We start from the raw sequence: 25,805 nt of genomic DNA on the forward strand, positions 1-25,805 counted from the left end.
TCATGCACGGGCATGACGTCGAGGTTCGCGCAAGTGACGCGCTTCATCGCGCGACAGAGGGGGTCGCGTCAATTTGCGTGATCCGCTGTCCTTGAGCCCGCATCGCTGTACCTTGATGTTGTGCTTGAGCGGATCAGAGCACCCGCCTTCCGTCGGTTTATCGATCAACATGCAATGCGGATTGCAGAGAAGGGCCGGCAAATCCGGTTCAACGCCAGACCCGGCATGCGGCGAGCAGAGTACGTTCGCGGCATGTCGCAATTCGATTGGTGCATTCCTGTTTCACTTCGCTGATAGCGTAGCCAAAGGTCATAGGGCTGAAGGCTCCACCGCAATCAGGACAATTGGATCCAATAGCTTCGGAATTTGCGGCAGCGCTCACGCGCCGCCGAATTTCCAGACCGGGATGCCGAGCTTCTTGGCCTTGTCGGCGAGGTTGTCCTGGATGCCGGTGCCGGGGAGGTGCATCACACCGATGGGTAGCGTCTCCAGCATCGCATCGTTACGCTTGAACGGAGCGGCCTTGGCGTGCTTCGTCCAGTCGGGCTTGAAGGCGATCTGCGGGACCTTGCGGTTGTCGGCCCATTTGGCGGCAATCAACTCGGCGCCTTTGGGCGAACCGCCGTGCAGCAGCACCATGTCCGGGTGCTTAATGTGGACCTGATCGAGCTTGGCCCAGATCAACCGGTGATCGTTGAAGTCCAGACCGCCGGTCAGCACGACTTTTGGGCCGGGCGGCAGGAGCACCTGATTGTCGGCGCGCCTCTTCGCGGCCAGGAAATCGCGGCTGTCGATCATTGCCGCGGTCAGGTGGCGGTGATTGACCTTCGATCCATTACGCGGCCGCCAGCTCGAGTGGGTATGGCGTGCGAACTCATCGGCGGCGTGGTCGCGCATTAGCTCGAAGGCGCCTCGTCGCTCGATCAGGGCCTGCCCTTCCGCCGTCATTCGCTCCAGCTCGACGGATTTCACCTCACTGCCGTCCTGCTCCCGCTGCGATCGCTGCTGCGCCAGCTCGTTGTCGTCGAGCTCGCGCTCGATCCTGTCGATAGCACGATGGAAGACGTTCACTGTCGACCAGAGCAGGTCTTCGAGGTCGGGCTCAAGGCGGGTATCGGACAGCGCCACCACCAGGGCATCGAAGATGTCGGCGACGCTGCCGGCGAGGACTCGCGCTTCAGGAAGCCCGCGGGGATCAGGCTCATCGTGGAAGGGACGGTAGCCATAGAGCTGGAGTTCCTGGAGGACCTGGTCGGTCGGAGATGAGCTGTGGTGCGGCTCGAAAACGTCGTCGTGGTCGGTGGTCATTGCGGCTTTCCCCTCGTCGGATCGACCGCGCCCATCGCGGCCTTCATGGCGACGAAAGCGGCAGGCGGAACAGACTTGCACCCGCAGCGCGAGCGGAGGGCCGCAGCCTTGGCGGAGGACCGAAGGGGGCCGACTATTTTGCCTCGCGATGTAAAGGCGGCTCTGCCGTCGACGGAAAATAGTCGGCCCACGAGGTTGCCGGTCCGGGCCGCTTGCTGCCCGATCGCCCTCTTAAGAAGGCCGTGAGTGCGGTCCTCTCCGGCGCTGAGGGGAAGCATGGCCACCGATCTCCCGGCAACGAAGCGGCCGCGTCCCCCCACCCCGTTCCGGCTATGCCGCCAGCTCCATAAAGCGCGCGACGTCCTGCGCCGCGATCTGTACGCGGCTTGCGGCCCGAAGGGCGTCAAATCCGAGCAGGCGAAGATCCTCGTTGAAGTCGCCAAGCCGTGGCGAGATCACGATTGCTTCGATCCCGGCCTCCTGCGCCCGATCGATCAAGGTCGCCATGGCGCCGTCACCGGCAGGATCGTCGTCCCGGGCGATGTAGAGCCGGCGGAGCGTATCCGGGAGAAGGACGGCGGAGAGATGCGCTGCCGAGAGAGCTGCGACCATCGGCATGGTCGGCAGAACGCTGCGGAGCGACAGCATCGTCTCGATGCCCTCACCGGCCGCCATGACTTCACCAGCGACGCCAAATCGAACAGCGTGACCAAGCAGGTCGCCCATCGCTCGTTTCGGCGTGTCAATCCGCGCCTTGCCGAGCGTCACCTCGCTGAAGCCGTCGGGGTCAAGCCAGGTGCGATGCGCGCCGGTGAGGTGGCCGTTCAGATCGGTGACGGCGGCGATCATCGCCGGCCAGGTCTCGGTCGAGCTGTGGTCGTCGGGCCGGTAGTAGCAACGCGGGTGAAAGCGCAGACAACCGGTTTCGTGCAAAGCCGTAATGCCGCGATTGCGCAGATACACTTCAACGAGTGTGCCTGTGATCGACCGTGACATGCCAAAGAGCCGCCGCGCCGCCTCGGGCGATCCGACCGGCGCGGACGATTTTCTCGACCGGCGATTTGGCTCAGGCTCCAGTTCTGGGCGCGGCAGACTCAGAAAGCGTCGTGCTTCAGTGATGACATCGCGGAAGTCCACGAGACCGCAGCTCTCGCGGATCACATCGAGGAGATCGCCATGTTCGGCCGAGGCCGCATCGGTCCATTTGCCTGCGGGCCCCTTCACCGATTCCGTGAGTCGCACGAACATTGAGCGACCAGGCGTATTACGGACGTCGCCCACCATCCAGTAGCGGCCTTGGCGCCGCCCGTTGGACAGGTAATGGCGGCACACCGCCTCGGCGTCACGCGCGAGACGGCGGGCCAGTTCGGAAGCGCTGTCGCGGGCCATCAGGCGGCCTCGCGCTCGCCGATGCGCACGACCGGATAATGGTCGAGCACCTTTGCCAACACCCCGGCGCCGGTCGCATCTGACGGCACAAACATGCGCAGCTTCCACGAGATGATCTCGCTGAAGAGGCCGTAGGTGCGCAGGCGGTCACGCATCGTATCGGTGAAGCCGGACAACTCGATGCGTTGGGCGCCCATCACACGGACGCGACGGAGCTGCAGGTCCTCGGCAAGGTCGAGGACGGTACGCCCCTCCATCAGCGCCGAGAAAGCTTCGTGTGGGGTCAAGCTGCCGGTCACGGTCGTGGAAGCGCTCGCCGCCCAGGCCGGCGAGACCCTGCGACCGATGATGCGCTCGCCCTCGTCGGTCTGGAGACGATAGACCCGGGTCGACTCGTTTGGCAGCCGCTTCCAGATCGGCAACAGCAAGCCAGCGACGATGTGGAGGGTGCTTTCAGCGAACTCGGGAACGTCGACGACTTCGCCGTTCCATGCTGCTGCGAATGTCTCACGATCCGTCGGCTGCCAGTGGCTTTCGTCCATCATCTTCATCGAAGCATGATGGTGCTCCATGGGGCGGATCAGCCGGACGCGGCGTTCGATCTCGCCGTCATCGAGCATGAAGCTCGGCGCGGGAATCTGCACCGCGGCGCGCCCCGAGCGTTCGTTGAGCAGCAGCACCGCCCGAGCATCGGCGAGATAATCCAGCGCGCAATCCAGCGTTATGGGGCGATTGCGCCGGCGTTCGGTGATCGTAAGCAGCCGAGTTTCCGCAGCCGTCGCCGGGTGCGTGTAGATCGGGTGCCGATCGGTGACGACGAAGCTGTCGGCCTGCAGCGTCTCCAGACCGATGTCGTAGACGCCGCTGGCGATGGCACCCTCGATCTTGGCGTTCAGCAGCTGCTCGAAGGCCGTGAACAGCAAACCTTGCAGGTCAATGGTGAGCGCGAGCAGCCGGTTCAGGAACGTCGTGATCGGCGGCAACTCGTCCTTGATGCCGTTTGCGTCCGTGAGCTTCAGGCCAGTGGCGTCCTCGAAGGTCTGGAGCGAGCAGCCTTCGACCTTGCCGCGCGCGAGCAGCAGATAGAGCTGGCGCAGTGCATCTTTCGCGTAGTAGCTCTCAAGATTGTCCTCGGGACGGAACAGGCCCTGACCGCCGGTCTGGCGCTGGCCGCGCGTGATGGCACCCAGCGTGTCGAGCCGGCGCGCAATGGTCGAAAGGAAGCGCTTCTCAGCCTTCACATCGGTGGCAATGGGGCGGAACAGCGGTGGCTGTGCCTGGTTGGTGCGGTTCGTTCGACCGAGACCCTGGATCGCGGCGTCAGCCTTCCAGCCTGGCTCGAGCAAATAATGGACGCGAAGCCGGCGGTTCCGCGCCGAGAGTTCGGCGTGGTAGCTGCGACCCGTGCCGCCAGCCTCCGAGAAGACAAGCACGCGCTTCAGGTCGTCCATGAAGGCGGCGGTTTCTGCGAGATTGGCGGAGGCTGAACGGTTCTCGACGGCAAGGCAGTCACCCCTGCGCACCACGCGCCGCGAACGTCCCGTCACTTCCGCCACGACGTCCGTGCCGAAACGCTGCACGATCTGGTCGAGCGCGCCGGGAACGGGCGGAAGCGACGCGAGGTGCTCGATCAGCTCATTGCGGCGGACGACGGCCTCACGACTCTCGACCGGCTGACCGCCGCGGAAGACGGGCCGGGACGAGAGATTGCCCTCGGCGTCGGTGAAGGGCTCGTAGAGCTGCACCGGGAAGGAATGGGCGAGGTAATCCAGCACGTACTCGCGCGGCGTGATGTCCACGCGCACGTCGTTCCATTCCTCAGGTGGAATCTCGGCGAGCCGCCGCTCCATCAGCGCCTCGCCGGTCGACACGATCTGGATCACGGCAGCATGGCCCTGGGCGAGGTCCCTCTCGATGGAGCGGACCAAGGTCGGCGTCTTCATGCTGGTGAGCAGATGGCCGAAGAAGCGCTGCTTGGCCGATTCGAAGGCGGAGCGCGCGGCCGACTTCGCCTGGCGATTGAGCGTGCCGGTCTCGCCGGTGATGTTGGCAGCCTGCATTGCCGCATCGAGGTGATTGTGGATGACGCTGAAGGCACCGGCGTAAGCGTCGTAGATGCGCCGCTGCTCATCGGTGAGCTGGTGCTCGACGAGCTCGTATTCGACGCCGTCGTAGGAAAGCGAGCGGGCGGTGTAGAGGCCGAGCGCGCGAAGGTCGCGGGAGAGCACCTCCATCGCTGCAACGCCGCCCTCCTCGATTGCCTCGACGAACTCGGCGCGGGTGGCGAACGGGAAATCCTCGCCGCCCCACAGGCCGAGCCGCTGGGCGTAGGCGAGATTATGGACCGTGGTGGCGCCGGTCGCCGAGACATAGACGACGCGGGCATTGGGCAGCGCGTGCTGGAGGCGCAAGCCCGCACGCCCCTGCTGCGAGGGAGCGACATCGCCTCGCTCGCCCTTGCCGCCACCGGCATTCTGCATGGCATGGCTCTCGTCGAAAATGATGACGCCGTCGAAGTCGGAGCCCAACCATTGAACAATCTGCCGGACGCGCGAAAGCTTTTCGCCGCGGTCGTCGGACCGTAGCGTAGCGTAGGTTAAAAATAGGACGCCTTCGGCCAACCGGATCTCACGCCCTTGAGGGAATCGCGAGAGCGGCGTGACCAGCAGACGCTCCATGCCGAGCGCCGACCAGTCGCGCTGCGCGTCCTCGAGCAGCTTGTCGGATTTCGAGATCCAGACCGCCTTGCGCCGGCCCTGCAGCCAGTTGTCGAGAATGATGCCTGCGGACTGGCGGCCCTTGCCAGTACCGGTCCCGTCCCCGAGCATGAAGCCTCGACGGAAACGGACGGCGTTCGGTGCGTCGTCGCGGGCGGCCGTGACGAGGTCGCAGGTCTCGTCAACCGTCCAGGCGCCGGCGAGGTAGTTGCCATGCGCCTCGCCGGCATAGATGACCGTCTCAAGCTGGGCGTCGGACAGAATGCCGTCGCTGACGAGGTTGGCTGGCAGCCGGGGCCTGTAGCTCGGCTTCGGCGGCGCGACCGACGCCATCGCAGCCGATTGCACCAGCTTGGTCGGGTGCGCCTGCGCGCCGGGGATCCGGATGGATTGGAGACGGTACTCCTCGTAGATGGCGTCGCTGAGGCCCGCGCCCTCGGGCGGTGTCCAATCGGTCGTCTCATAGACGAGGTCAACCGCTTCGGGGTCGGCGACCGACGGCTTGGCCGTCTGCCCGGCCGCCCGTGCCAGATAGCCGCGCACGGTGCGAGGCGCTGGCGCGGTTGATACGGGGAGCAGACCGGTCGATGCGACGATCAGGCGAGGTGGAACGTGCTCGCCGATCCAGCGGAGCAGCGTCGCGACGTCGGGCGCCATTCCCGGCGACTCCGGGAATGCGTGCGGGTCATCGGCCGGCGCCTTGTCGATGACAGTGAGACGTGTCTCAATCGTGGTGCCGTGCTTGGCATAGACCGCGCCGGCGATTGCGGCGGTGAACACCACGCGGCCCCGTTCCTGCAATCGGGCGAAGGCGTCACGCCAGGCCGAGGCTTCGGGTGAGAAGTTTGCGCCTGATATCGTGACCAGCCGGCCGCCATCGGCGAGACGCGCCAGGGACGAGGCGATGTGACGGTACGCTGTGTCGGCCATGCGGCCGGAAACGTTCGCCATCGCCGAGAACGGCGGGTTCATCAGCACGACGCTCGGGACGACGGCGGGGTCGAGGTGATCGTCGATCTGGGCTGCGTCGAAGCGCGTGACGGAGCTGGCCGGAAAGAGGGAAGAGAGCAACATGGCCCGGGTCTCGGCCAGTTCGTTCAGCACGAGCCCGCTGCCGGCAATCTCGGCGAGGATGGCGAGCAGCCCGGTGCCGGCAGACGGCTCAAGCACGCGATCCGCCGCCGTAATGGCGGCCGCTGTCAGCGCAGCCAAGCCGAGCGGGATCGGCGTCGAGAACTGCTGGAAAGCCTCGCTCTCGGCAGAGCGGCGCGTGTGGGTCGGCAGAAGCTCCGCGATCTTGTCCAAGGCGGAAAGTCGTGATGCCGGAGATGCGGCTTTGCGGAAGAGCGTATTTCCGTATTTGCGCAGGAACAAGACGGTGGCGACTTCACAAGCGTCATAGGCCGTCTTCCAATCCCATGCACCGGTCGCATCGGATGCACCGAAGGCCACTTCCATCGCGCCGCGCAGGATTGCGGCGTCGATACGTCGACCATGCTCAAGATGAGGGAGAAGCTGGCCTGCAGCAGCGAAGATGGCGGTGGCACCGACCTCGGGTACACTCGCAGGCGAGATCGGGGCAGCCTCGTCGGCCGCAATCGAAAAAAGGTCGTTCATGGGGGAGCCTTAAGGAGAGCGGGAACGGGCGAGCCGATCGGCGCTCTCTCTGACCGCGCCGGCTCAAACCCGTCCCGGCCGTCCTCTCCCTCTCAGCATCAAGGCCGTGCCCGACCTGAAAAAACGGCGCCCCACCGGATGGCGGCGCGCCGCGTACAGAACGCTCGTCAGTATCCGAACTGCCAAGAAGGCCAACCTTAGCGGTCGTCAGCCTCGGCGACCGCTTCTGCGAAGTAGCTCGCATCATGCTCGACGACGGTGACGATGTATTGGCTCATGACGCAGCTCCCTCGATCGGATCGTTTTCGCGCGCGAGAATGGTCTCGGCCTTCGCGATGGCGGCGTCCGCCCGCCGGCGCCAAAGCTTGACATCCGCTGAGCCTCCCTCAGGAGCGTGGGTGAGTATCTTGAGCAGACCGAGCAGCACCTCGAAATGGTCGGCCTTGCGCTGGACCTGCTCATCAAAACGTGAGGGAAACGACAGGGGCTGGCCGATATAGGCGGCGTCGCGGCCTTCCCAGGCACCAGTGAGATAGGTATCGCCGGACGTTTCAACGTCCGACTTACTGTCGTCCCAGCCCTCGTCGGTGATGGCAAGATCGCAGGCTTGGTCGAGCGTTTCGGCTTCGTAAGTTCGCTGCCGATGGATCGGCAGGCGATAGGTAGTCTCGATGGTAAAGAGGGGCACGAGAGCCTCCATAATAATTCAAAAAGCCCGGCACGAGCCGGGCTTGGGGGGATTGACAGTGAAGAGACGCGGGACGGCGGAAGCCGTCCCGCGTGCTCGAGCCTATTCGGCAGCAATCATGCGCGACTCGTCCGCCTCATCGGTCGGAGTTTCCTCGTCGTCGCCGGTGAGGAATTCCGGCAGCGCCTTTCCATCGCCCTCGGACTCCGCGGCGTCGACGGTCGCCGCCTGGTCGGCATCGGCCATTCGCAGGGGCTCGGGCAGCCAGCCGCTCTCGGCCAGGAGCCGTTCGGCCTCCTTGGCCATGTCGCCCTTTTTCAGATGGTCGATAAGTTGAGTGGCCCGCTCGCCGGCACCCTCGCGCACCGCCTCCAGGATTCGGCGCTTCGGCACCCGGCCGAGATAGTTCTCGACGGTCGGGCGCCAACCGGACGCCACCATGTCGAGGTCGACGGCGAGGGCGATGCGATCGGCATCCGCGATCCGCTGCTCGACGGCGTGCGGCGTGACGCCACCGCCGTAGCGGTCACCCTTCTCGTAAAGCGCGTTTACGCCGAATGAGGCGCAGTGCGCAAAGAGCGCCGCCTGCTCGTCGCCGGTCAACCCGGTGAGCCAGTCCCAGAGACCGGCTTTGTCCTTCGGCAAGCGCTCCTCCCATGTCTTGTGGCGTGCGTCGATGGCCTTGGCCGCCGGCGTGTCCTTCAACCCTTGCGACTGCACCGGGAAACTCGCGCTGCGCACCGAGACCTCCATCGCTGTCCCAAAGGAGGAATAGCGGGAGAACACGTCCATGCAGAATTTGTGCAGCACCGATTGGAAAGCGACCGAAGGCGTGATCGCCAGCTTGTCGCGCAGCGCCAGCGTCCGCTCCGCCGTGAGCTCGGTCAGAAGACGGTCCGGCAGCGGCTTCACCGCATCGTCATCCTCGTCCTCGGACTCTGCAACCTGGCCGCCGATGGTGATGACGGCGCGCTGGATAATCGGCGCTGATGGTTCGGCGCCGTCCAGGGCCCCGGCATCGGGTTCGCCGCCCCTGCCCTGCTCTGGCTCGGTCACGGGCACTTCGTCCTCGGGCCGGACGTAGCCGCGATCGACCAAGAGCTTGCCCTCGGCGTCGATGCCGACGAACACGCCCGCGCGGGCGATGTCGGCCGGCTGATAGATGACGGGTCGATCGTTGAAGGCGCCGAGAGCCGTCTCAATTTCGCCAAGGCGCTGGTCAACCTCATCGGAAAGCTCATCTGCGCCATCGTGCTCGGTTTCGAGCTTGGCATATTCGGCCTCGAGCGCCTCGATGGTTGCTTGCTCTTCGGCGGTGAGATCGGCGGATACGCCGTCCAGCTCGCGCAAGTCACGAGTATGGCCGTAAGGGAAGTCGATCGCGACCTCGATCCACTTCCAACCTTCAGCAGCGATCGTCTCCGCCTCCGCCTTCAGCTTCTCGGCGACCAGACGGTCGAGCAGAGCAACGTCCTCGAGCCAACCGCCGTCGTCGGACTGGAACAGGTCGCGCAGCACCACGCCACCGGCCGCCTCGTAGGCGTCGAGGCCGATGAACACGGCGCGCCGGTCGGAGGCGCGCACGGTCTTCTCCGTCAGCATGCGGCGGATCTGATAGGGCTCCTTCTGCCAAGAGCCGGAGATGGCCTGCCAGACCTGCTCCTGGCGTCCATGATCTGCGCTGACGGTGAAAGCCATCAACTGCTCGAGCGACATGCCATCGTCGGCATAGAATTCGAGCAGCGCTGGCGACACCGCGGTGAGGCGCAGCCGCTGCTTCACGACATTAACCGACGTGAAGAAGGCAGCGGCGATGTCCTCCTCGGACTGCCCCTTCTCGCGCAAAGCCAGGAATGCCCGGAATTGGTCAAGCGGATGTAGCGGCGCGCGCTGAATATTCTCCGCAAGCGAGTCGTCCTCGGCGAGAATGGTGGTTGCCGCATCGCGTACGACGCAGGGCACCGGCGCGGTCTTGGCCAGGCGCTTCTGCTTCACGAGCAGCTCCAGCGCACGATAGCGACGCCCGCCGGCCGGGATCTCGAACATCCCGGTCTCCGCGCCCTCCGCGTCGAGGACCGGCCGGACGTTGAGGCTTTGAAGTAAAGTACGCCGGGCGATGTCCTCAGCCAGCTCCTCGATGGAGATGCCGGCCTTCACGCGTCGGACGTTTGACTGGCTGAGCACCAGCTTGTTGAAGGGAATGTCGCGCGAGGACGACAGGGTGATCTTCTGAACGGCGTTAGCCATAGGTGATACTCCGCGACGGGCGGCCCAAAGACTCTCTTTGGTCCTCCAACCCGTCACGAAGCGCAGCGCGGCCCTCTTCCTCTCAAGGGCCGCGCCGCAAATGGACGATCAGTTCGAACGGAAAGGCACGAAGCCGCCAGACACGCCGTTCCGTATATCCGGCTTTCCGGGTATCAGGCTGCGCGATCGAGCAGCTTCTTCGCGCGCGTCTCAAGATCGAGTCGTGCGTCCTGATGGGTCTTGCCGCGCGCAACCGCTGTGATGCCCTGCACGAAATCAAACACGCTCTCAGGCTTGCGCCCTTCCTCGGATAGCACCTTTTCGATGATCTTCGCTGTCTCGGTCTTCGAGAACCCGCGCTTGCGCAGGAATTCGTTGCGGTCGTCGTCGGTGCGGGCGACGATCTTTTGCCGTGCGGCCTTGATGCCGTTGACGAAGGGCATCGGTGAAGAATTGGCAAAGCTGGCCAGCGCCGGGGCCGCCTCGTGGGCAAACCGTGAGGCGGCGTATTTGGAGTGGCGGATGGTGATCTCCTCAAAATCCTCGACACCCCAAAGATTGCGATTTTGGCAGACGGCACGCAGATAGAAGCTCGCCATGCCGAGCGTCTTGGCGCCCACTTCCGAGTTCCAGCAATAGAAGCCTCGGAAATAGAGGTCGGGCGAGCCGTCCCGGAGGCGGCCGGCTTCGATCGGGTTCAGGTCATCGACCAGAAAAAGGAAAACGTCTCGGTCGGATGCATAGAGGGTCGTCGTGTCTCTCGAAATGTCGACACGGGGATTGTAGATCCCGGTCGACCAGTCGAGCACGCCCGGCACCTTCCACCGCGTATCGCCTGTACCGTTGCCGGCGATGCGCTGCACGGCCTCAACCAGCTCATGGTCAAAGATCCGGCCATAGTCTGGGCTGGTGACGGCGCGAAGCTCGACGCGACCATCGTCGGTCTCGAGCGTTTTGATCTGTTCGGCGCGATTGGCGGTCAGGCCATATTGCAGGTTGATGCCTGCGATCGCCGCGGGGAGTTGCCGCAAGTAGGCGGCGGGAGCGCCGACCTGGCTTGCAAGCTGGCCGAAGCTCCAATGGGTCGGCGCGACCGGCGTATCCGAGCCGGGCAGCAACAGGGCCAAGCGCTCGGGATCGGCTCGGTTCGCCTCCACATGGATGAGCGCGCTTTCGACCACGCGCGTCCGGCTTCTGTCTGCGCGATAGCGCACCGACCGGGCTAGTTCGTTGAGCGACAAAAAACGCTCATCCGCAGGACGGGAGAACCACTCGGAGGACACCCGACCGACGCGCTCGCCGCGGTTTACATCCACTCTGTAACCACCACTGGCGTCGCGGCTAGCATCGAGAATCTGCATATTCATGGGGTAATCTCCATGACGGGCGCCGGAAGACTCTCCTCCGGCCCTCAACCCGTCATGGCGAGCGCAGCCCCACTCTGCCTCTGCTGCCCCCTCGATCGCCGGCGTCAATGCGTCTCCGCTCCCGCCGCAGCTTCCGTCAGGGATGGAAGCCCGAAGGGTGAAAACCCGGCGCAGGCCGGGGTTTCAGCGTCAGCCGACAGCCCGATCCCGCTGGGAGACGGCTAACCACCGGCCGACGATAAGCAAGGTCCGTCGATTGACGTATTGCGCGTTGGTGAAGTCATATGACTTGCATGCTGGCGCAGCCTCGACCAGCGAATTCTCAACGACAACCCATCATGGCGATTTCTCCTCCACATATGAGGCAGCGACAGATTGGAATGCTTCGTGGATGTCGTGAGACCGTCTTGGAAAAAAGGCCCTCATTTCTCCGTCGTCCAGCGGGGATTTTTCTTCAAATTGAAGGTGGCATGTATTTTGTGAATTTCGTAGAAGCGGACAGGTGGCCTCCTATCATCCAGGGCCGTGACGACGGCATACTTCACGACCTCCTTGCAGCGCATTCGGAAGATCACCTCTTCGAGCTTCAGCGGTGATGCGTCGCGCGGGGCTCGACGCTTCTCCGCTTCTGTGGGGCATTCTCGGCGAATACAATCAAGACATAATCGACGGATAGCCGCTTTTTCTGACAGATGCCCGGTAGGCAAGGCGGTCAGCACCACGCTTTCTCGAATGAAGTCGAGATTTGGCCTTGTCGAGCGCAAACGCGGTAAGTGGTTCAGTCGGCGCGCGAACGATCAAGACACAAACAACAGACAACGCAGATAGAACTCTACGAAGTAGGCGGCGTGTGAGGACGATCGATATCGAAGGGCATCGAATTCCTCAAGACCGTTGCAATCGCACGTGCGCTCTAGATGATTGAGCACGGCGGGCGGGCGCGGACGCGCATCGCCCACCGGAAATGGCACCCGGGCCGAGTGAGCATAGCGACGGCGAAGCCGGCACACGGGACGAGTGCAGCGAGGAGACCGGTTAACAGCGGCACCCGGGAACGGGGCAGTGATAGCGGTCGCGAAGCGAGCCCCTTTTCCGAGTGCCCCCGGCGACGAGCACATCAGCTCTTGCGCGAGGGATCGTGACCCGCACGGGCCGAGACCCCCCTCTTTCCTTCGGGGGGCTCGGTAAGCGCAGCTTATAGAGCCCGGCCGCCCCAGCGGACGCGCCCCATACGGCGGATCTGAAGAGTGAGGTGGCACACTCCTGCTAATGAGCGACCGCGCCTTCCTCCGCCTGATTACCTCTATTGAGGGTGTAGGGCAGCGCCACCAACGGCGATGGGAAGCATGCGCAAGGGGACAAAACAAAGGTTCCCGACGATAGCGTGTTGCGCTGTCCACCAGCACTTCTGGACTCTGTCGTGACGACGGGTGTCAGCGGAACTGTGCCGCTGACGAGCTAGCGGCGAACTACTGTGGCGGTCGAGATCGGGGCGTCCTTCGCCCTGCACGACCTACCAAGTCCATCAACCTGTCGAAGTGCTCTAAGGGCACATCGGCGATGCTGGGAGCGGCTCGGCGTCCCAACTTCTGATGTGAGCCGCTACGATCAATCCAAAGATGCAGGATTGCATGGTGGTTAGGGCAAAGCCATTCATGCTCATCGTCAGGTACGGAGAAACCAAGATCAAATTGCTCATTCAGCGGGACAACATGATGGGCCTGCGTGACCGATGCGAATCCGCCACAGACAAAGCATCCCCGGCGCGGACCCGGCTGGAAAGCCAGTCGCGCCGATGCGATCCACGCCCGCTTTTGAGGAGCAATTCGTGCAACCAACTCTTGCTGAACGATGCATAGCCGTGCTGCGAGCGTAGCGCGTATGGATTTGTTAGGGATCGCTCGCCCCCTGGAAATCCAGTCCTCCAAAGTCTCCCCTTCGAGGAAAGGAAATCTGCCCGCGACGTCGAGCTTGAGCGCCTCGACGAATTCCTTTTGGTCTACCCGCATGTCGGCTCCCCTGCCGCGAAGGTACAGAATCGCCGCTGATTCGGTAACCGATCCTAGGTCATTGGGTGCCTTACAATGCTCCACGCTCTCTTCGATTAACTTGAAGAGACTTCTCTCGGTACATGGCAACGACGACGGATCGCAATTTCTTATCGGCGATACTGCGAGGATCAACGTTCGCCGATCCCGGAATTAATCAAATCCCTGCGAACCTTCATAAAGTGGAGCAGGTGTTTATAGGTCGTCGAACTTGTGATTGATCTGTCGATTTCCTCGTGCCACTGGGGCGCCTTAGTCAGTTCGACGATCGAGCCCACGATCTTGTCCTGAACGATTTCATGCGCCACGCCCACAAACAGTCCGGCATTGATACCGGCCGAATAGATTTCGAGGAAGTTCATGAATTCGATGAGGGCATGACGTTGCTTGGCCTCGTCGCCGGCCGCGGCTGCAAGTGCAGCTTCTCGCTCGATCATTGCCTTCTGGAAGTCCTGGAGATGCTGAAGCGTGACAGACTTGCGGCCCCTCCAGGCCTGGTACGCGCTTACGGACAATCCAGCGGCCGCAGCGACAGTGCTGATCACCTGCGCATAGGGGAGCAGGTCAGATAGAGGCGATGACAATCAGGACCCGCTCTTTGTCGGCGAAGAAGACGGCGTGGACGTCGGCTGCGGAGTCTGGCTAGGTGCGGCGGGCCGATTGGCGAGCGCAGTAGCAAGGTTCGACGATGAGGCGCCGCGCTGCTCCAGCGATTCTCGCAAATTTGAAGAACTTACTCCGTTCAAGCAGGTGCCCGACTGGGCCGAGCCTGACATCCGGGGTCGAACAGACGTACCGTATTCCTTGGTCATACCTACCACCTTTGACCTGCTCACCAAGAAGAAAACCTGCCGAACGACGAATCATAGACCACGATAAAACAATATCCTGGCCGTCCCTCCTTTGCTCGCCCGACGTGAGTTTTTATCGTTTTGCATTGGCTAGGCTAAGTGATTGGCAAGATATCCCTGACATGCACCACGACGTGAACAGCACGCCCTGCCAAACCCGAAGACTGCCCGCCAACGAGCATTAACCTTTTCAACGTGAAATTGGCGAATCTGGCCCAGGTACCGGATCTCACGTGAGACGATAAGCGGCGCTCGCTTGACGCGGCGGCGGGACTGATATTTTGCGGGTCTTGTGAATCACCCTGCTCTGCGGCGGGGAGAGAAAGGCACAGGAAAGCAAATAGCACGTTCCTCGCTTGCTCACCGAGGGGCCGATGGTGCCTTATGCCGGTGCATCGCGACAACCATCTCCGGCGAGAATGAAGTGGCTGTACGTGATTCTTAGAGAACCGCCATGTCAACCAAACGAAACCGCCTAGTGGTGAGGATATTTCGATTTATCGAGGGCGAGGCCGAAGGCCCTCTCGGCATTTCGGCTTTTCTCGTCATCACCCTCGCCGCGCTGGGCTTGGCCGCGTGGGGGCTTCGCCTGTGATCTTCGATCTATTTGCGGGAGACGGTGGAATTCTTGCTGGCTTGCAGCGGCGCCCCAAGAGCTACTTACGAGCATCCAAGAAACGATCGTAGGCGTCGGGTTCGTGGGGATCATGGTGCGAGAATGTCGGCGCGGCGTTCGCAAATTGAAGGAGCGTATAATTCAGATCATATTGCTCAGCCCGGAGCGTCATTTCCTTGGTGGGCTCATCGAACCACACCCTTTCGGGATGCTTCACGCCGGCCCGAGCGTCGTCGGTGAAAATCGACTGCCCTACTAATGATTTCGGCGGCACCTCGACCGGGGTCCCGCTCGTCTTGAAGTACCTTCTGGTCTTGAGAGCCGCTTCACTCGACCAGGCCCACTTCATGTAGCCATCGCGCGACACCACGATCATGGCACGCCGCTCGGTGTACCTGAGCCAACGCAGGATGGCCGCCACAAGGGAGACGTCGTAATGCGTGGCGCATTCGCTCAGCTGGTCGAAGTCAGTCTCGGATTTCGCCGGAATCAGCCGCCGAAAGTCGTCCAGCGGCATCAGCAGCGTTGCCGCGAAATCGTTGGCCTCGCGCTCTATTTCAACGCCATTGCGGCCATCGACGGCCGCTTCATCGCAGCGCAGGCCGTCGGGATATTTTTGTCGGTGTACCAGGTAGTGGCCAAGCTCATGGGCTGCCGTGAACCGGCGACGGCGCGGCGAGCCCTTCTGATTGACATAGATGCCCCAGCGCTTGCCCGAGTCGGACGGCAGCAAGGCGCCTTCACAGTCGTCGAGATCGACACTGCGCACCTCGGCGATCGGGTCGCCGGGGAACAAGGAGGCGGAAATCTCCTTCGCGAACGATGCGATATTGAACCGGTACCGGTCCGGCGGATTGGCGGCGTTAAGGAGCTGGGTCAGGTGAATCGCCCAGCGCTGGGAGCCCCACCCCTCGAAGTTCATGACTTGTCGTCCAGCAATTTGCGCATTTCGCGGAGCTTGATCTTTAGCTCAGGTGTCATGCGTTGATACTCGCGGAAGAATGCCTTGTCCTCGGCTGCGATCAATTCCTCCGGCGTGTCCTCGCCGAGAAGGTAGTCGACAGTGACCTCCAGCGCCTTGGCGATGCCGGCAAGCTTGTCGGCCGACGGACGCGGCGGGTCCTTATTTTCCAATTCCCAGAGATAAGACTTACTCGCCCCCGACTTTTCGGCCAGCTGATCGAGTGTCAGCCCCTTTCCCAACCGAAGCTTCCTGATCTTGGCTCCGATTTTCTCGCTCATTTCAAAGACTGCTCCTATGTTCGGAGTAGCAAGATAGCATCTCCTTGACTCCCGGTATAGGTTCTCTTATGTTCGGAGTAGGCATATAGGCCATGCTTCCAAGCTGAAGTAGCGTTGGGAGCCACATCAACAGCGCCCTAATTCGGCACCGCCCCGGAAGGAGGCATAAGTGACTGCAAAAATTACGTTTTTTCCGCTTGGAAACGCGGATACCTGCCGTATCGACCTGGTGAGCAGCCGGAAGGTCCTCATCGATTTCGCCAATATGCGGGACCCGAAGGATCCCTATGACCTGCGGATCGATCTGGCCGAGGAGCTGCGCCGCGACCTCAAGGATGCCGATCGCAACTACTTCGACGTGGTCTGCTTCACCCACCTCGACAACGACCACATCAAGGGCTCCAGCGACTTCTTCTGGTTCGAGCACGCGGCGGCCTACCAGGGCGCGGGCCGTATCAAGATTAAGGAGCTGTGGGTGCCGGCAGCGGCTGTCACCGAAGAAGGATCAAACGGCGAGGCTCGCATCATCCGCCAAGAGGCCCGCGCACGCCTCAAGGCCGGCAAGGGCATCAAGGTGTTCTCCCGTCCCGGTCACCTGCACGATCTCTTGGCCTCGTGGGGCCTGAGCGTGGAGAGCCGCGCGTCCTGCATCGTCGATGCCGGCCAGACCGTGCCCGGTTTCGAGAAGCACGGCGCCGACAGGGCGGAGTTCTTCGTGCACAGCCCGTTCGCCTGGCGCCTCAACGACCGCGAGGTCGAGGACCGCAACCAGGACAGCATCGTCATGCAGGTCACCTTCGTGGAAGGCGGCGTTGAAAGCTACGGCCTGCTCGGCTCCGACGCCGACTACGACACGCTCACCAAGATCGTCGAGACCACCAAGCGGCATAAGCGTGAAGGCCGGCTGCTCTGGGACGTGCTGAAGCTCTTCCACCACTGTTCGTATCTGTCCCTCGGGCCGGATCGCGGCAAGGACGAGACAGTGCCGGTACCGGACGTGAAGTGGCTGTTCGAGCAAGGCCGTGACGGGTGCCTGATCATCTCGCCGAGCGACCCGATCCCCGTGAAGGGCAGCGAGGCCGACAAGAGCGATCAGCCGCCGCACCGTCAGGCGGCCGCACACCACCGCCGCGTGGTCAACGGCAAGGACGGCGAGTTCAAGGTGACGATGGAGACGCCGTCAGTGTCCCGGCCGAAGCCGTTGGTGGTCGAGATCACCGCCTCCGGTGTCAGCTTGGTGCTGGCGGCCCCCTCCGCCATCGGCATCGCGACCTCGCGGCCGGCGCGTGCTGGCTGATCGATGCTGCACGACTGGCTGAAGATCTGGGGAGAGGCCATCGAGCCGGAGGACCTATCCGGCTCGATGGCGATCCGCTTCCGCGATTTTCCCGCCAACGAGGCCGAGGGGTTCGCGACAATCACCGGCGCTCGACGCAGCGGATCGAACGCGGAAGGCGAGTTGCTGATTATCCAAGTGCGGACCAACCGCCCGCAGCGACCGGCATATCCTCTTCGGCGCGAAGAGCCCGTCGGTATCCTGTTTACGACCGACGGCAGTTTCGCGCCTTCGGTGCTAGCCCTCCGGCCGGACTTCCCGGACACGCCGCATCAGAACTGGGTGCCAGAGGGAATTCCATCCTCGCTTTGCGTTGACGACCGGCCTTGGCAGGAGGCGCGCCCGCTCTACACGCCAGCCGAGCTCTTGCACCGCATCATCAAATGGTTTGAGCGCGCAGGCCGGGGCGGCCTCCACGACCTGAGTCAACCGCCTGATCCGTTCTTCATGCGCGAAGGCTACCACCTGATCATCCCGCGCAATGCCTTCGATGGGGGCACCAAGGAGCTGATTGCCTTCACTCACGATCCCCAGAACCCGGTCGTCGTGACGCTGCGCGAACCGCGCCCGCACGAGCTGCAACAGTTGCAGACCGGCACCTTCATGGTGATCGCGCTGGCTCTGGAACCACGCGCCATGAGCCGGATGCGCCGTGCGCCGGGAAATCTGCACTCGCTTATGCAAGAACTGACCGCTCGTGGCGTCGATCTCGCTGAAGTGCTGAAGGCGCGCATCTCCGCGTGGAGCACAGCCGGCAACCACACCAACTTCGAGACGCGAATTGGTCTGCTTCTGCGCATGCCAATCATCGGCGCGGACGGCAACCCGACGAGCGAGAGCGACGACGTCGCGTTCCTCACCGTGGCGACGCTAGGTGAGATCGGTGTCGCCCTTGGGCTCTTGGGGCGTTCGCCCGAAGGCCACGGGGCTCGTTATGCCCGGTTGTTTGCGCCGGCCGAACTCGATGAGCAGGCGCTGGCAGGGATGATCGTGCTCGTGACCGCGGGACACCTGGAGTTTGACCAACGCAGGGCCCTTGATCTTGCCGGAAGCTTCATCGACGCCCCGCGCCGCATCGTGCAGATCGGCGCTGGCGCGATCGGCTCAATGGTAGCGGATACCCTCGCGCGACAGGGTTTCGGCCTGCACTGGACCTTCATCGATCCTGATTACCTGCTGCCTCACAACCTGGCCCGCCATGAACTTACCATCACAGATATCGGGATGCCGAAAGCGCAGTCGCTTGCGCGACGATTGACGCAATTGCGGACCGATTTGCGAGCCGATGCCATCATCGCGAATGTGCTCAAGCCGGGCGACCGGGCGGACGACGTCGCCACCGTGCTGCAAGCCGCCGATTTGGTGATCGATGCCGCGGCGTCGGTCCCCGTGGCAAGATGGCTGTCTGACCAGACGACCTCGGCACGGCGTACCAGCGTCTTCTTCAACCCCGCCGGCACCGCCGTGGTGATGCTGATGGAAGGCCAGGATCGGGCGATCGATTTGCGGCACCTCGAAGCAAGCTATTACGGCGACGTCCTGAACGTTCCAGAATTGGACGATCACCTGTCGCAGTCGGTCGATGCGGTGCCCTATGCTGGCGCCTGCCGGGCCGTGACCAACCGTATCCCGGCTGCTCGCGCGCAGATCCTTGCCGGCCTCGCTTCGGCCGCAGTGATGGAGGCCGTGGGCAAGCCCGAAAGCGACCTTCAGGTCTGGTCGCTGTCGAAGGAGGGAAGCGTCGCCGTTCACCAAGGCCACGTCGGCGACGTGCGCACACAACCCATCCTGGGTTGGACCATCACGCTTCCCAGCAGCCTCGAGGCTAAAATCCTGAAAATGAGAACAGCAGGCCTCCCCGCAGAGACCGGCGGCGTTCTGTTCGGGGTCGTAGATCTGGTCGTCTCTCGTATCGACATCATCGACGCTTGGCCCGCCCCGCCTGACAGCGCGGCATCCGGGACCGAGTTCAAGCGGGGGACGAAAGGCCTGCGTCAGGGCGTCGAAGCTGCCATTGCACAGACCCTTGATCAGGTGCGCTACGTGGGCGAGTGGCATTCGCATCCGCGCCGAGCCCGTACTGATCCGAGCGGAAAGGATCTCTTACAGCTTGGTTGGCTTGCTGCAACACTCTCGATGGACGGCTGTCCGGGCGTCATGCTCATTGCAGGCGATGCCGGCATCCGGATTTGTCTTGGCGCCACTGTCGACGACGAAGGGGACAGCACGTGAGCGATGCGCCGCCTCACGGCGTACCGCTGGAGACCGCCGCCACGGCGTTGCCCGACTTTCTTGGTGGTCAAAAGCTTGAGAATGGTATCGGACTTTGCCTGTCCGGCGGCGGCTTCCGCGCGATGCTGTTTCATCTCGGAGCCTTCGTGCGCATGAATGAACTTGGCTTGTTGGCCAAGTTGGACCGAGTCGCCAGCGTGTCCGGAGGCTCCATCGCAGCAGGCGCGCTCGCCGTCGCGTGGAACCAACTGACTTTCGACCAGACTGGCGTCGCCACCAACCTTATCGAGCGTGTCGCCGATCCGATCTTGAATCTTTCGCGAAAGTACGTCGATGTTCCGGCTATTGCTCTCGGTCTGTTGCCCTTCGTCCACGCTTCGAAAGTCGCAGCCCTGGCCTATGATCACTGGCTGTTTCGTGGCAAGACGTTGCGGTATCTCCCGCAGACCCCTCGCTTTTCGTTCACAGCGACCAGCCTTCAAAGCGGCGTGCTGTGGCGGTTCGCCCGCGACTACGCAGCGGACTGGCGCGTGGGCATGTGGCGCAATCCCGATCTGCGGATTGCTTCGGTCGTTGCCGCTTCGGCTGCGTTTCCGCCTTACCTTTCACCCGCATACATCGACGTCCCGCCTGGTGCGGTTAAGCCGGAAAAAGGCGCTGACCTTCATCGCGAACCCTACACCAGACGGCTCTGCCTGACCGACGGCGGCGTGTACGACAACCTCGGGCTTGAGCCGATCTGGAAACGCTACAAGACCATTCTGGTGAGCGATGGAGGCGCGATAACACCGCCTGCCATCGCGCCCCGAACCAACTGGCTTTCGCTAGCTGTGCGCGCAAGCAGCATCGCCTTGCAGCAGGGCGTTAACATGCGTCGGCGCGTTCTGTTCGGGCTGGAACGCACGGGCGAGCGGCGGATCGCTTACTGGGGCATCGGAGAACCCGTTGGCTCCTATGGCGTCGGTGACGAGCTTGGCTTCACGGCCGAAAAGACAAAGCGGGCAGCCGAGATTCCGACCCGGTTGACGAGGTACCCACTCGATACGCGGGTGAACATCGTTCGTGCCGGCTACGCGCACGCCGACGCCGCCCTACGGGCAAGTCGGATTCCGCTGCCCAACGCCAGCAAGCCGGATTTTTCAGGGCTACCAATGATCCGGTAGCTCAGCCCCGATGGATTTGACCTAGTGCAGTAGCGCGAGCAGGAGAGAAGGAGTCAAAGAAGTGGGCAATTCGCAAAATCACGCGCAAAGAAATAGTCTCGGCTCAACGCTGTCATCGCGGCATTGATTTGCGCTAAGTTCTGCTCCGTGATCATTCCATCTAGAGAAGAATGAACGAGCGCCAGCCGCGGTGTGAGAGGCATGATTTGATGCCAAGGGACATCGGGCACAACGAATTCACCGGACTGCGCAACAATGACGCCCCACCGCTGCACATGAGTGGAGAGGTGGTGCGCGTACCAGTCCATCCGCATTTGTAGGACTACACCGTTGAGCTGGCGCGCCGGCATGGTCCCCCGCTCTCTGGTAAATATATAGCCATTTCTTTCGAGATTCTCTTCCTGCTCAAGCGTAAGATGGCTGCCGGTGATACCATTCAATTGGATTTCCTGGGCTTCGAGTTCTCTGTAGCGCGCGCGCATGTACCAAAGCGCATACATCCGATCGATCGAATGCTTGTCTTCCTCCAATACGACCGAGCTCCTTCCTTCAACGATCGGATCCACTACCCGCTGAAAATCGTCCTCGATTCTCTTCATATACCCAGTCTCGGCCCGATGATCCCAGGCACGGCTCGCGCAAAAGACTGCACCGTTTGGTCGCGCTTGGATCACTTTGTCCCGCGTCAGTAAGCGCACCGATACGCGTCCAGATTGGCCGACAAAACGCTTAATGCTTTTCAGCGGAAAGACATGCTGATCGATCGTCAGTCTGTTTGGATTCCGCGGGCGCGTTCTCTCCGCTTTTACGCGTTTACGCGGCCCAACGTTCGCTGGCTCGGGCTCCGTAGCCTTCGCAAGCGTGACAGCCATCGCCGCTGCGGCAGCGTAGCCCTGATTTGACGCCCCGGCCGTTTGGTCGAAGACTTTGATAATAGGCATGCCGGTTCCCCGAAACTGGTCAGAGCGCCGCGACTAAAGACAACCCGCTGTTTCTTCAACGTGCAATAGCGTTCCTTTGCAGCCTCGTATAAGAGGATCAAGGTTTTTGAAACGCTATGGAACACCTTGACATTAGCTTGGGGAATTTTTGAGGCCGACGGAGCGACGTTCGATCTCAGCCACCTTGATCAGGCAATCACCTCCATCGAGATCGGCGGCGAAGAGCATGCCATTTTGGTGGAGTTCTCAGACCATTGTTTTACCGAGGAAGCGGTTGCGGATGACCCGCGCCCGAAATTCACGCCTTCGACGAGGACCGACGGTCGATTTTGCGAGAAACGCTACCAAGCTTCCCTGGACATCTGGGAGCATATCGAGCGCGCCATGAAGGGCCCGGTATGGCTTGGCGAAGACGATCGGTGCCTTATTGTAAAGGTCGGCGAGGGAGAAAATCCCATGCACTACGTCATTCCCTTCACGCTCCAGCGCTGGAAGGGAGACGAGCGGGCAAAACTGAAAATGCGGGTTAGAAGCGCCTTTATCCGGGATTCAGGCGACCGTGTTGCGACCTTCGGCCAAGTCAGATTTGCGACGCTGGTTCAGCTCACGCTGAAGGGCAAATCACCGACCCGAAATTACGATCGCATCCGCAAGCGGCCATGGTAAAATAGAAACAGGCCCTTTCGGGCCTGTGCGACATCCGAAGATGTCTCGGGGCGAACCTCTTGACCCTTTGCGGGGCTGCCCATCTCATAGAGACGGCCCTGATGTCTCCATCAGGAGGGGCTGGTTGTGCACACGCCCTATGTCCAGCGATCTGCTACGGAATGTAGTATATCCGCAGTCCTTATGCAACGATCTTCGGCGGCCCCTGTTCCGTACGGGTACAGCAGCACCCGTACGGAGAGCCAAATTGGCCTATCTATGACCTTGAGATTCAAGCGATAATTCGCCCCACCTCAATGTCACACAAATTTAGCAACCCTGCCCGATGGAACCGTACGGCCGCGTAGACCGTCCGTAGAAATGCGGCAAAGTCTCTCAGACATGATTACGGCTCCCGATAAGGCGGGCAAGCGCAGGGGTTAACCGACCTTAACGGCGTGCGGTCGGAACCCTCGTCGAGCCAATATCAACGGCAAAAATTCGTATTTTCAGAACCGCACATCAATCAAAGCTAAAGCATCGATCAACCCTGCCAAACCAACTAATCACCATCCCTCCTCGATCAAGTAGGCACTTTTCAGTGCGCTAAGCCCTCACGACAATTCGGTCGTTGCTTGATTCTTCGCTATATCGCTGCCTTCATCCGTTTCGTTCTTGATCCTCTCCCCGAAGTCCGTTGCCTGGAAAGACCGAGCTAACTTCGTAGTCCTCCCCGCTGTCAAATGTCCGGGGGACCCGTCCCCGCACTTAGGCACTTCGATGGCAATCACGGGAGAACATCTGATGGCAACCAAGCCAAAGAAGCCGAGTCACGAAGCCTTCGTCTTCAGGCGAAGGTGACAACGCATTCAGGACGAAGATCGGTGGCGTCTGCCGCATACCGACGGCAGAGGATTCAACGTCGAACTCCTTAGTCCTTCCATTAGGGACCCATCACCCGTGTTAGGTGTTAGTCCGCAAAGCCAGGGTTTAGAGCTGAACGACGGCAATCGAATTTTCGTCGCCGTCACGCGCAAGTATTTTTACTCCGCTTGGCTTAGCAAATCTGCGCCCGCCTACGATCGCAATCGCACGAATGCGCTCACGCCCTATACGCATCATGAGATACTCGAAGAATCTCATTTTCATTCACCGCTTCTACAGTCAACATGAATGCACTTACAGCTACGCAGATCGCGACTTTCACGAGCGCACAAAAGGCAAACGTCATGTGTGGTCCTGCCGGGATTCTTGTCGGGTTGTGGTCACGTCCGAAGGGCACTGCAGCCGAAGGACGATCTGAATTCCACCAGTGCGGCGACGACCATTGTAGAACTACCGAGAAGACTTGGCCGGGGAGAACGCGATCTAACCACCGAACGGTGATAGCAAGCGCCGCAAGTGATCACTGCTGCCCGGCCGTAGCGTGGGGCGGAATTTTACGCTAACCTCTGCTGGCCAGCCTGCAATGCGTACCCGAATCCGATCGCGTCGGGGGCAAAACGCGATCATTCGACCGCTTGACCCTTCCCACCCTCAAAGTTGGGACAATCCCGCCAATGAGGAAGTTTGGCTTGAGCTGGCGCGTGCCATCGGACGCCAGATTGCGCGGGATGAAGAAGACGGTTTGAAGCCAGCCGACAGAGGAACCGCATGACGACAGCTTCACCCAAAAAGAGGGCCGTGGCATATGCTCGCTATTCCAGCGATATGCAAAAGGCCACGTCGATTGACGGTCAGCTATTGCTCTGTCGAAGGGTCGCCGCACGCAGTGATCTAGACGTTATCGGTGAATTTGTGGATGCCGCCAAGTCTGGTCTTACTGAAGATGCGCGGGAGGGCTATCAGCGATTGCTCCACGGGGTGCGAAACCATGACTTTGACGTGGTCATCGTTGAGCATTTCGACCGCTTGTCGCGCGATCCCGCGACTATACAGCGTCTCAAGCAGGTATTTGAGTTCAACGGCGTTGAGCTGATGGATCAGAAAGGCGTTTATGCGACCGCCACTGACATCAGTATCGCAAGTCTCTACAACACGATCTATAAGCCACAACTCGCTGACAAAGTTCGACGCGGCCATGATAACGCTGTCGCGAACGGAAGAATTCCTGGTTCATACGCTTATGGTTATCGGCCTACGCCGGGCGCGCCCGGCGCGCGCGTGATCGATGACAATGAAGCGAAGATCGTACTGCGCATCTTTATCGAATATGCGTCGGGCCGATCAACCCGAGAAATCGCTGCTGAGCTCACCCGCGAAGGCGTGCCCTCGCCCGGTGCCACCCGTCACAAGAATAAGGCTGGTCGTACCACCTGGAATCATCAGTGCATCACAGGCGGTCGCCACGGTCGCGGCATTATTGGGAACGAACTGTATATCGGAGAGATACATTGGAACGTTCGCTCAACAATTCTCAACCCGGAAACGCAGAAGAAACAGAAGCGTCGTAATCCGGAAGAACGCCACACCATCGTCAAGAAACCCGAGCTGCGGATCATTCCACAAGGGCTCTGGGATAGGGCGCAGAAGGTTCGCAGTGAACGCGCTATCCATATGTTCGGGCCGACCGGCAAGCCGCGGCGCCGGCCCGTGGTCCCGCGCAACAATGAACACCCGCTTGCGGGAGTTCTTCGGTGCGGCGTCTGTAACGGCCGTATGCGGATCGCTCAATCCTCCCGGAACGGCGGTCCGCGCGCCGCATGCGCCAACGCGCATCAACGAGGCACCTGCGAGCATACTCGCAGCTTTGATATGGATGTTCTGCTGAACGATCTTGCCGAAAAAATGGAAGTAAGATTGCTTTCGCCGAAAGCCATTGAAGAGGCAATGCGCGCATGGAAGGAGGAGCGGAAGAGCGATCAGCGGAAGGACAGCGAACGCTCTAACCTGGAGCGTCGACGCAGTGTGCTGAATGCCGAGATCGAACGCTTGTCATATGCGATCGCAAATAGCCGTCGCAAACCGGATGAGTTGGTCAAGCGGATAGATGAATGCGACGTGGAACGGGAAGCTGTCGAGGAGCGCTTGCGGTTACTCGGCAATGGCGGCGAAAACGTGATCCCGTTCGATCACCCGAAGTTCGGTGATCGATACCGTTCGGAGGCCAAGAGACTGGTCACCGGGCTCAAGATAAATCCGAAGGCGATCGAAACTCGCATCGCTTTTCGTAACTTGGTCGACTGCATTATCGTGCACCCGGTGCGCAAGCGGATGCCCTACGAATACACACCGTACCTGAACGCCGCTGCGCTTTTCAGCACGAAACTCTTCTCGGAAGGTCACGACAAAACAGGAACGATCAGCACTGCCTACTACGACAACGTCCAGTCAGGGAAATCCGTGTCCTCGTAATAGACGCGGACCTGCATGTGGTGGCGGCCGTCGCGGATCTCGCC

The 25,805-nt window shown here is 61.6% G+C and carries 16 protein-coding genes; 5 read left to right on the forward strand and 11 right to left on the reverse strand.

What is annotated here, in order from left to right; genetic code table 11:
- Nucleotides 1-378: 378 nt before the first annotated feature.
- From JQ617_RS15530 to JQ617_RS15575, 10 genes are all read right to left on the reverse strand, one after another.
- Entirely contained in the window at nt 379-1,308 is a 930-nt protein-coding gene (locus tag JQ617_RS15530; protein WP_212027078.1) for a DUF2493 domain-containing protein, read from the reverse strand.
- Nucleotides 1,309-1,638: 330 nt separating this feature from the next.
- Complete coding sequence (locus JQ617_RS15535; RefSeq protein ID WP_212027079.1) at nt 1,639-2,697, reverse strand: DUF7146 domain-containing protein; 1,059 nt, start codon at nt 2,695-2,697, stop codon at nt 1,639-1,641.
- Complete coding sequence (locus JQ617_RS15540) at nt 2,697-7,031, reverse strand: strawberry notch family protein (RefSeq protein ID WP_212027080.1); 4,335 nt, start codon at nt 7,029-7,031, stop codon at nt 2,697-2,699. Before JQ617_RS15540 ends, JQ617_RS15535 begins: the two co-directional genes overlap by 1 nt.
- 274 nt (nt 7,032-7,305) lie before the next feature.
- Nucleotides 7,306-7,719, reverse strand: coding sequence for a hypothetical protein (locus tag JQ617_RS15545; protein ID WP_212027081.1), 414 nt, complete (start codon nt 7,717-7,719; stop codon nt 7,306-7,308).
- A 102-nt stretch (nt 7,720-7,821) separates the two neighbouring features.
- Entirely contained in the window at nt 7,822-9,966 is a 2,145-nt protein-coding gene (locus JQ617_RS15550; RefSeq protein ID WP_212027082.1) for a ParB/RepB/Spo0J family partition protein, read from the reverse strand.
- A 173-nt stretch (nt 9,967-10,139) separates the two neighbouring features.
- Nucleotides 10,140-11,333, reverse strand: a complete 1,194-nt coding sequence (locus JQ617_RS15555; RefSeq protein WP_212027083.1) for a DUF932 domain-containing protein — start codon at nt 11,331-11,333, stop codon at nt 10,140-10,142.
- A 422-nt stretch (nt 11,334-11,755) separates the two neighbouring features.
- Nucleotides 11,756-12,055 (reverse strand): hypothetical protein, encoded by a 300-nt coding sequence (locus JQ617_RS15560; protein WP_212027084.1) that lies wholly within the window; start codon nt 12,053-12,055, stop codon nt 11,756-11,758.
- A 1,457-nt stretch (nt 12,056-13,512) separates the two neighbouring features.
- Nucleotides 13,513-13,965, reverse strand: a complete 453-nt coding sequence (locus JQ617_RS15565) for a hypothetical protein (protein ID WP_212027085.1) — start codon at nt 13,963-13,965, stop codon at nt 13,513-13,515.
- A gap of 923 nt (nt 13,966-14,888) precedes the next feature.
- The gene (locus JQ617_RS15570; protein WP_212027086.1) at nt 14,889-15,770 is read right to left on the reverse strand and encodes an ImmA/IrrE family metallo-endopeptidase; all 882 of its coding nucleotides are present in this window, start codon (nt 15,768-15,770) and stop codon (nt 14,889-14,891) included.
- Entirely contained in the window at nt 15,767-16,090 is a 324-nt protein-coding gene (locus JQ617_RS15575; protein ID WP_212027087.1) for a helix-turn-helix domain-containing protein, read from the reverse strand. Before JQ617_RS15575 ends, JQ617_RS15570 begins: the two co-directional genes overlap by 4 nt.
- A 169-nt stretch (nt 16,091-16,259) precedes the next feature.
- Here JQ617_RS15575 and mblB point away from each other — a divergent pair, with 169 nt between their 5' ends.
- From mblB to JQ617_RS15590, 3 genes are read left to right on the forward strand one after another with little or no spacing between them, the layout of a single operon-like run.
- Nucleotides 16,260-17,387 (forward strand): anti-phage 6A-MBL system MBL-fold protein, encoded by a 1,128-nt coding sequence (gene mblB, locus JQ617_RS15580; protein ID WP_212027088.1) that lies wholly within the window; start codon nt 16,260-16,262, stop codon nt 17,385-17,387.
- Between the two features lie 3 nt (nt 17,388-17,390).
- The gene (gene cap2-3, locus JQ617_RS15585; RefSeq protein ID WP_212027089.1) at nt 17,391-19,658 is read left to right on the forward strand and encodes an anti-phage 6A-MBL system cap2_3 protein; all 2,268 of its coding nucleotides are present in this window, start codon (nt 17,391-17,393) and stop codon (nt 19,656-19,658) included.
- Complete coding sequence (locus tag JQ617_RS15590; RefSeq protein ID WP_212027090.1) at nt 19,655-20,821, forward strand: patatin-like phospholipase family protein; 1,167 nt, start codon at nt 19,655-19,657, stop codon at nt 20,819-20,821. Before cap2-3 ends, JQ617_RS15590 begins: the two co-directional genes overlap by 4 nt.
- 53 nt (nt 20,822-20,874) lie before the next feature.
- On the opposite strand, the gene JQ617_RS15595 is transcribed toward JQ617_RS15590, so the two are convergent.
- Nucleotides 20,875-21,762, reverse strand: coding sequence for a hypothetical protein (locus JQ617_RS15595; protein ID WP_212027091.1), 888 nt, complete (start codon nt 21,760-21,762; stop codon nt 20,875-20,877).
- Nucleotides 21,763-21,888: 126 nt separating this feature from the next.
- Here JQ617_RS15595 and JQ617_RS15600 point away from each other — a divergent pair, with 126 nt between their 5' ends.
- Both JQ617_RS15600 and JQ617_RS15605 read left to right on the forward strand, forming a co-directional pair.
- Nucleotides 21,889-22,428 carry a YjaZ family protein gene (locus tag JQ617_RS15600; protein WP_212027092.1) on the forward strand — a complete coding sequence of 180 codons (540 nt, stop codon included), beginning with the start codon at nt 21,889-21,891 and terminating at the stop codon, nt 22,426-22,428.
- A gap of 1,632 nt (nt 22,429-24,060) precedes the next feature.
- On the forward strand, nt 24,061-25,761 hold the full coding sequence (locus JQ617_RS15605; RefSeq protein WP_212027093.1) for a recombinase family protein: 1,701 nt from the start codon (nt 24,061-24,063) through the stop codon (nt 25,759-25,761).
- Nucleotides 25,762-25,805 lie beyond the last annotated feature (44 nt).

Origin of the sequence: Bradyrhizobium sp. KB893862 SZCCT0404 (assembly GCF_018130885.1) — a bacterium.
GTDB classification, from domain to species: Bacteria; Pseudomonadota; Alphaproteobacteria; order Rhizobiales; family Xanthobacteraceae; genus Bradyrhizobium; species Bradyrhizobium stylosanthis.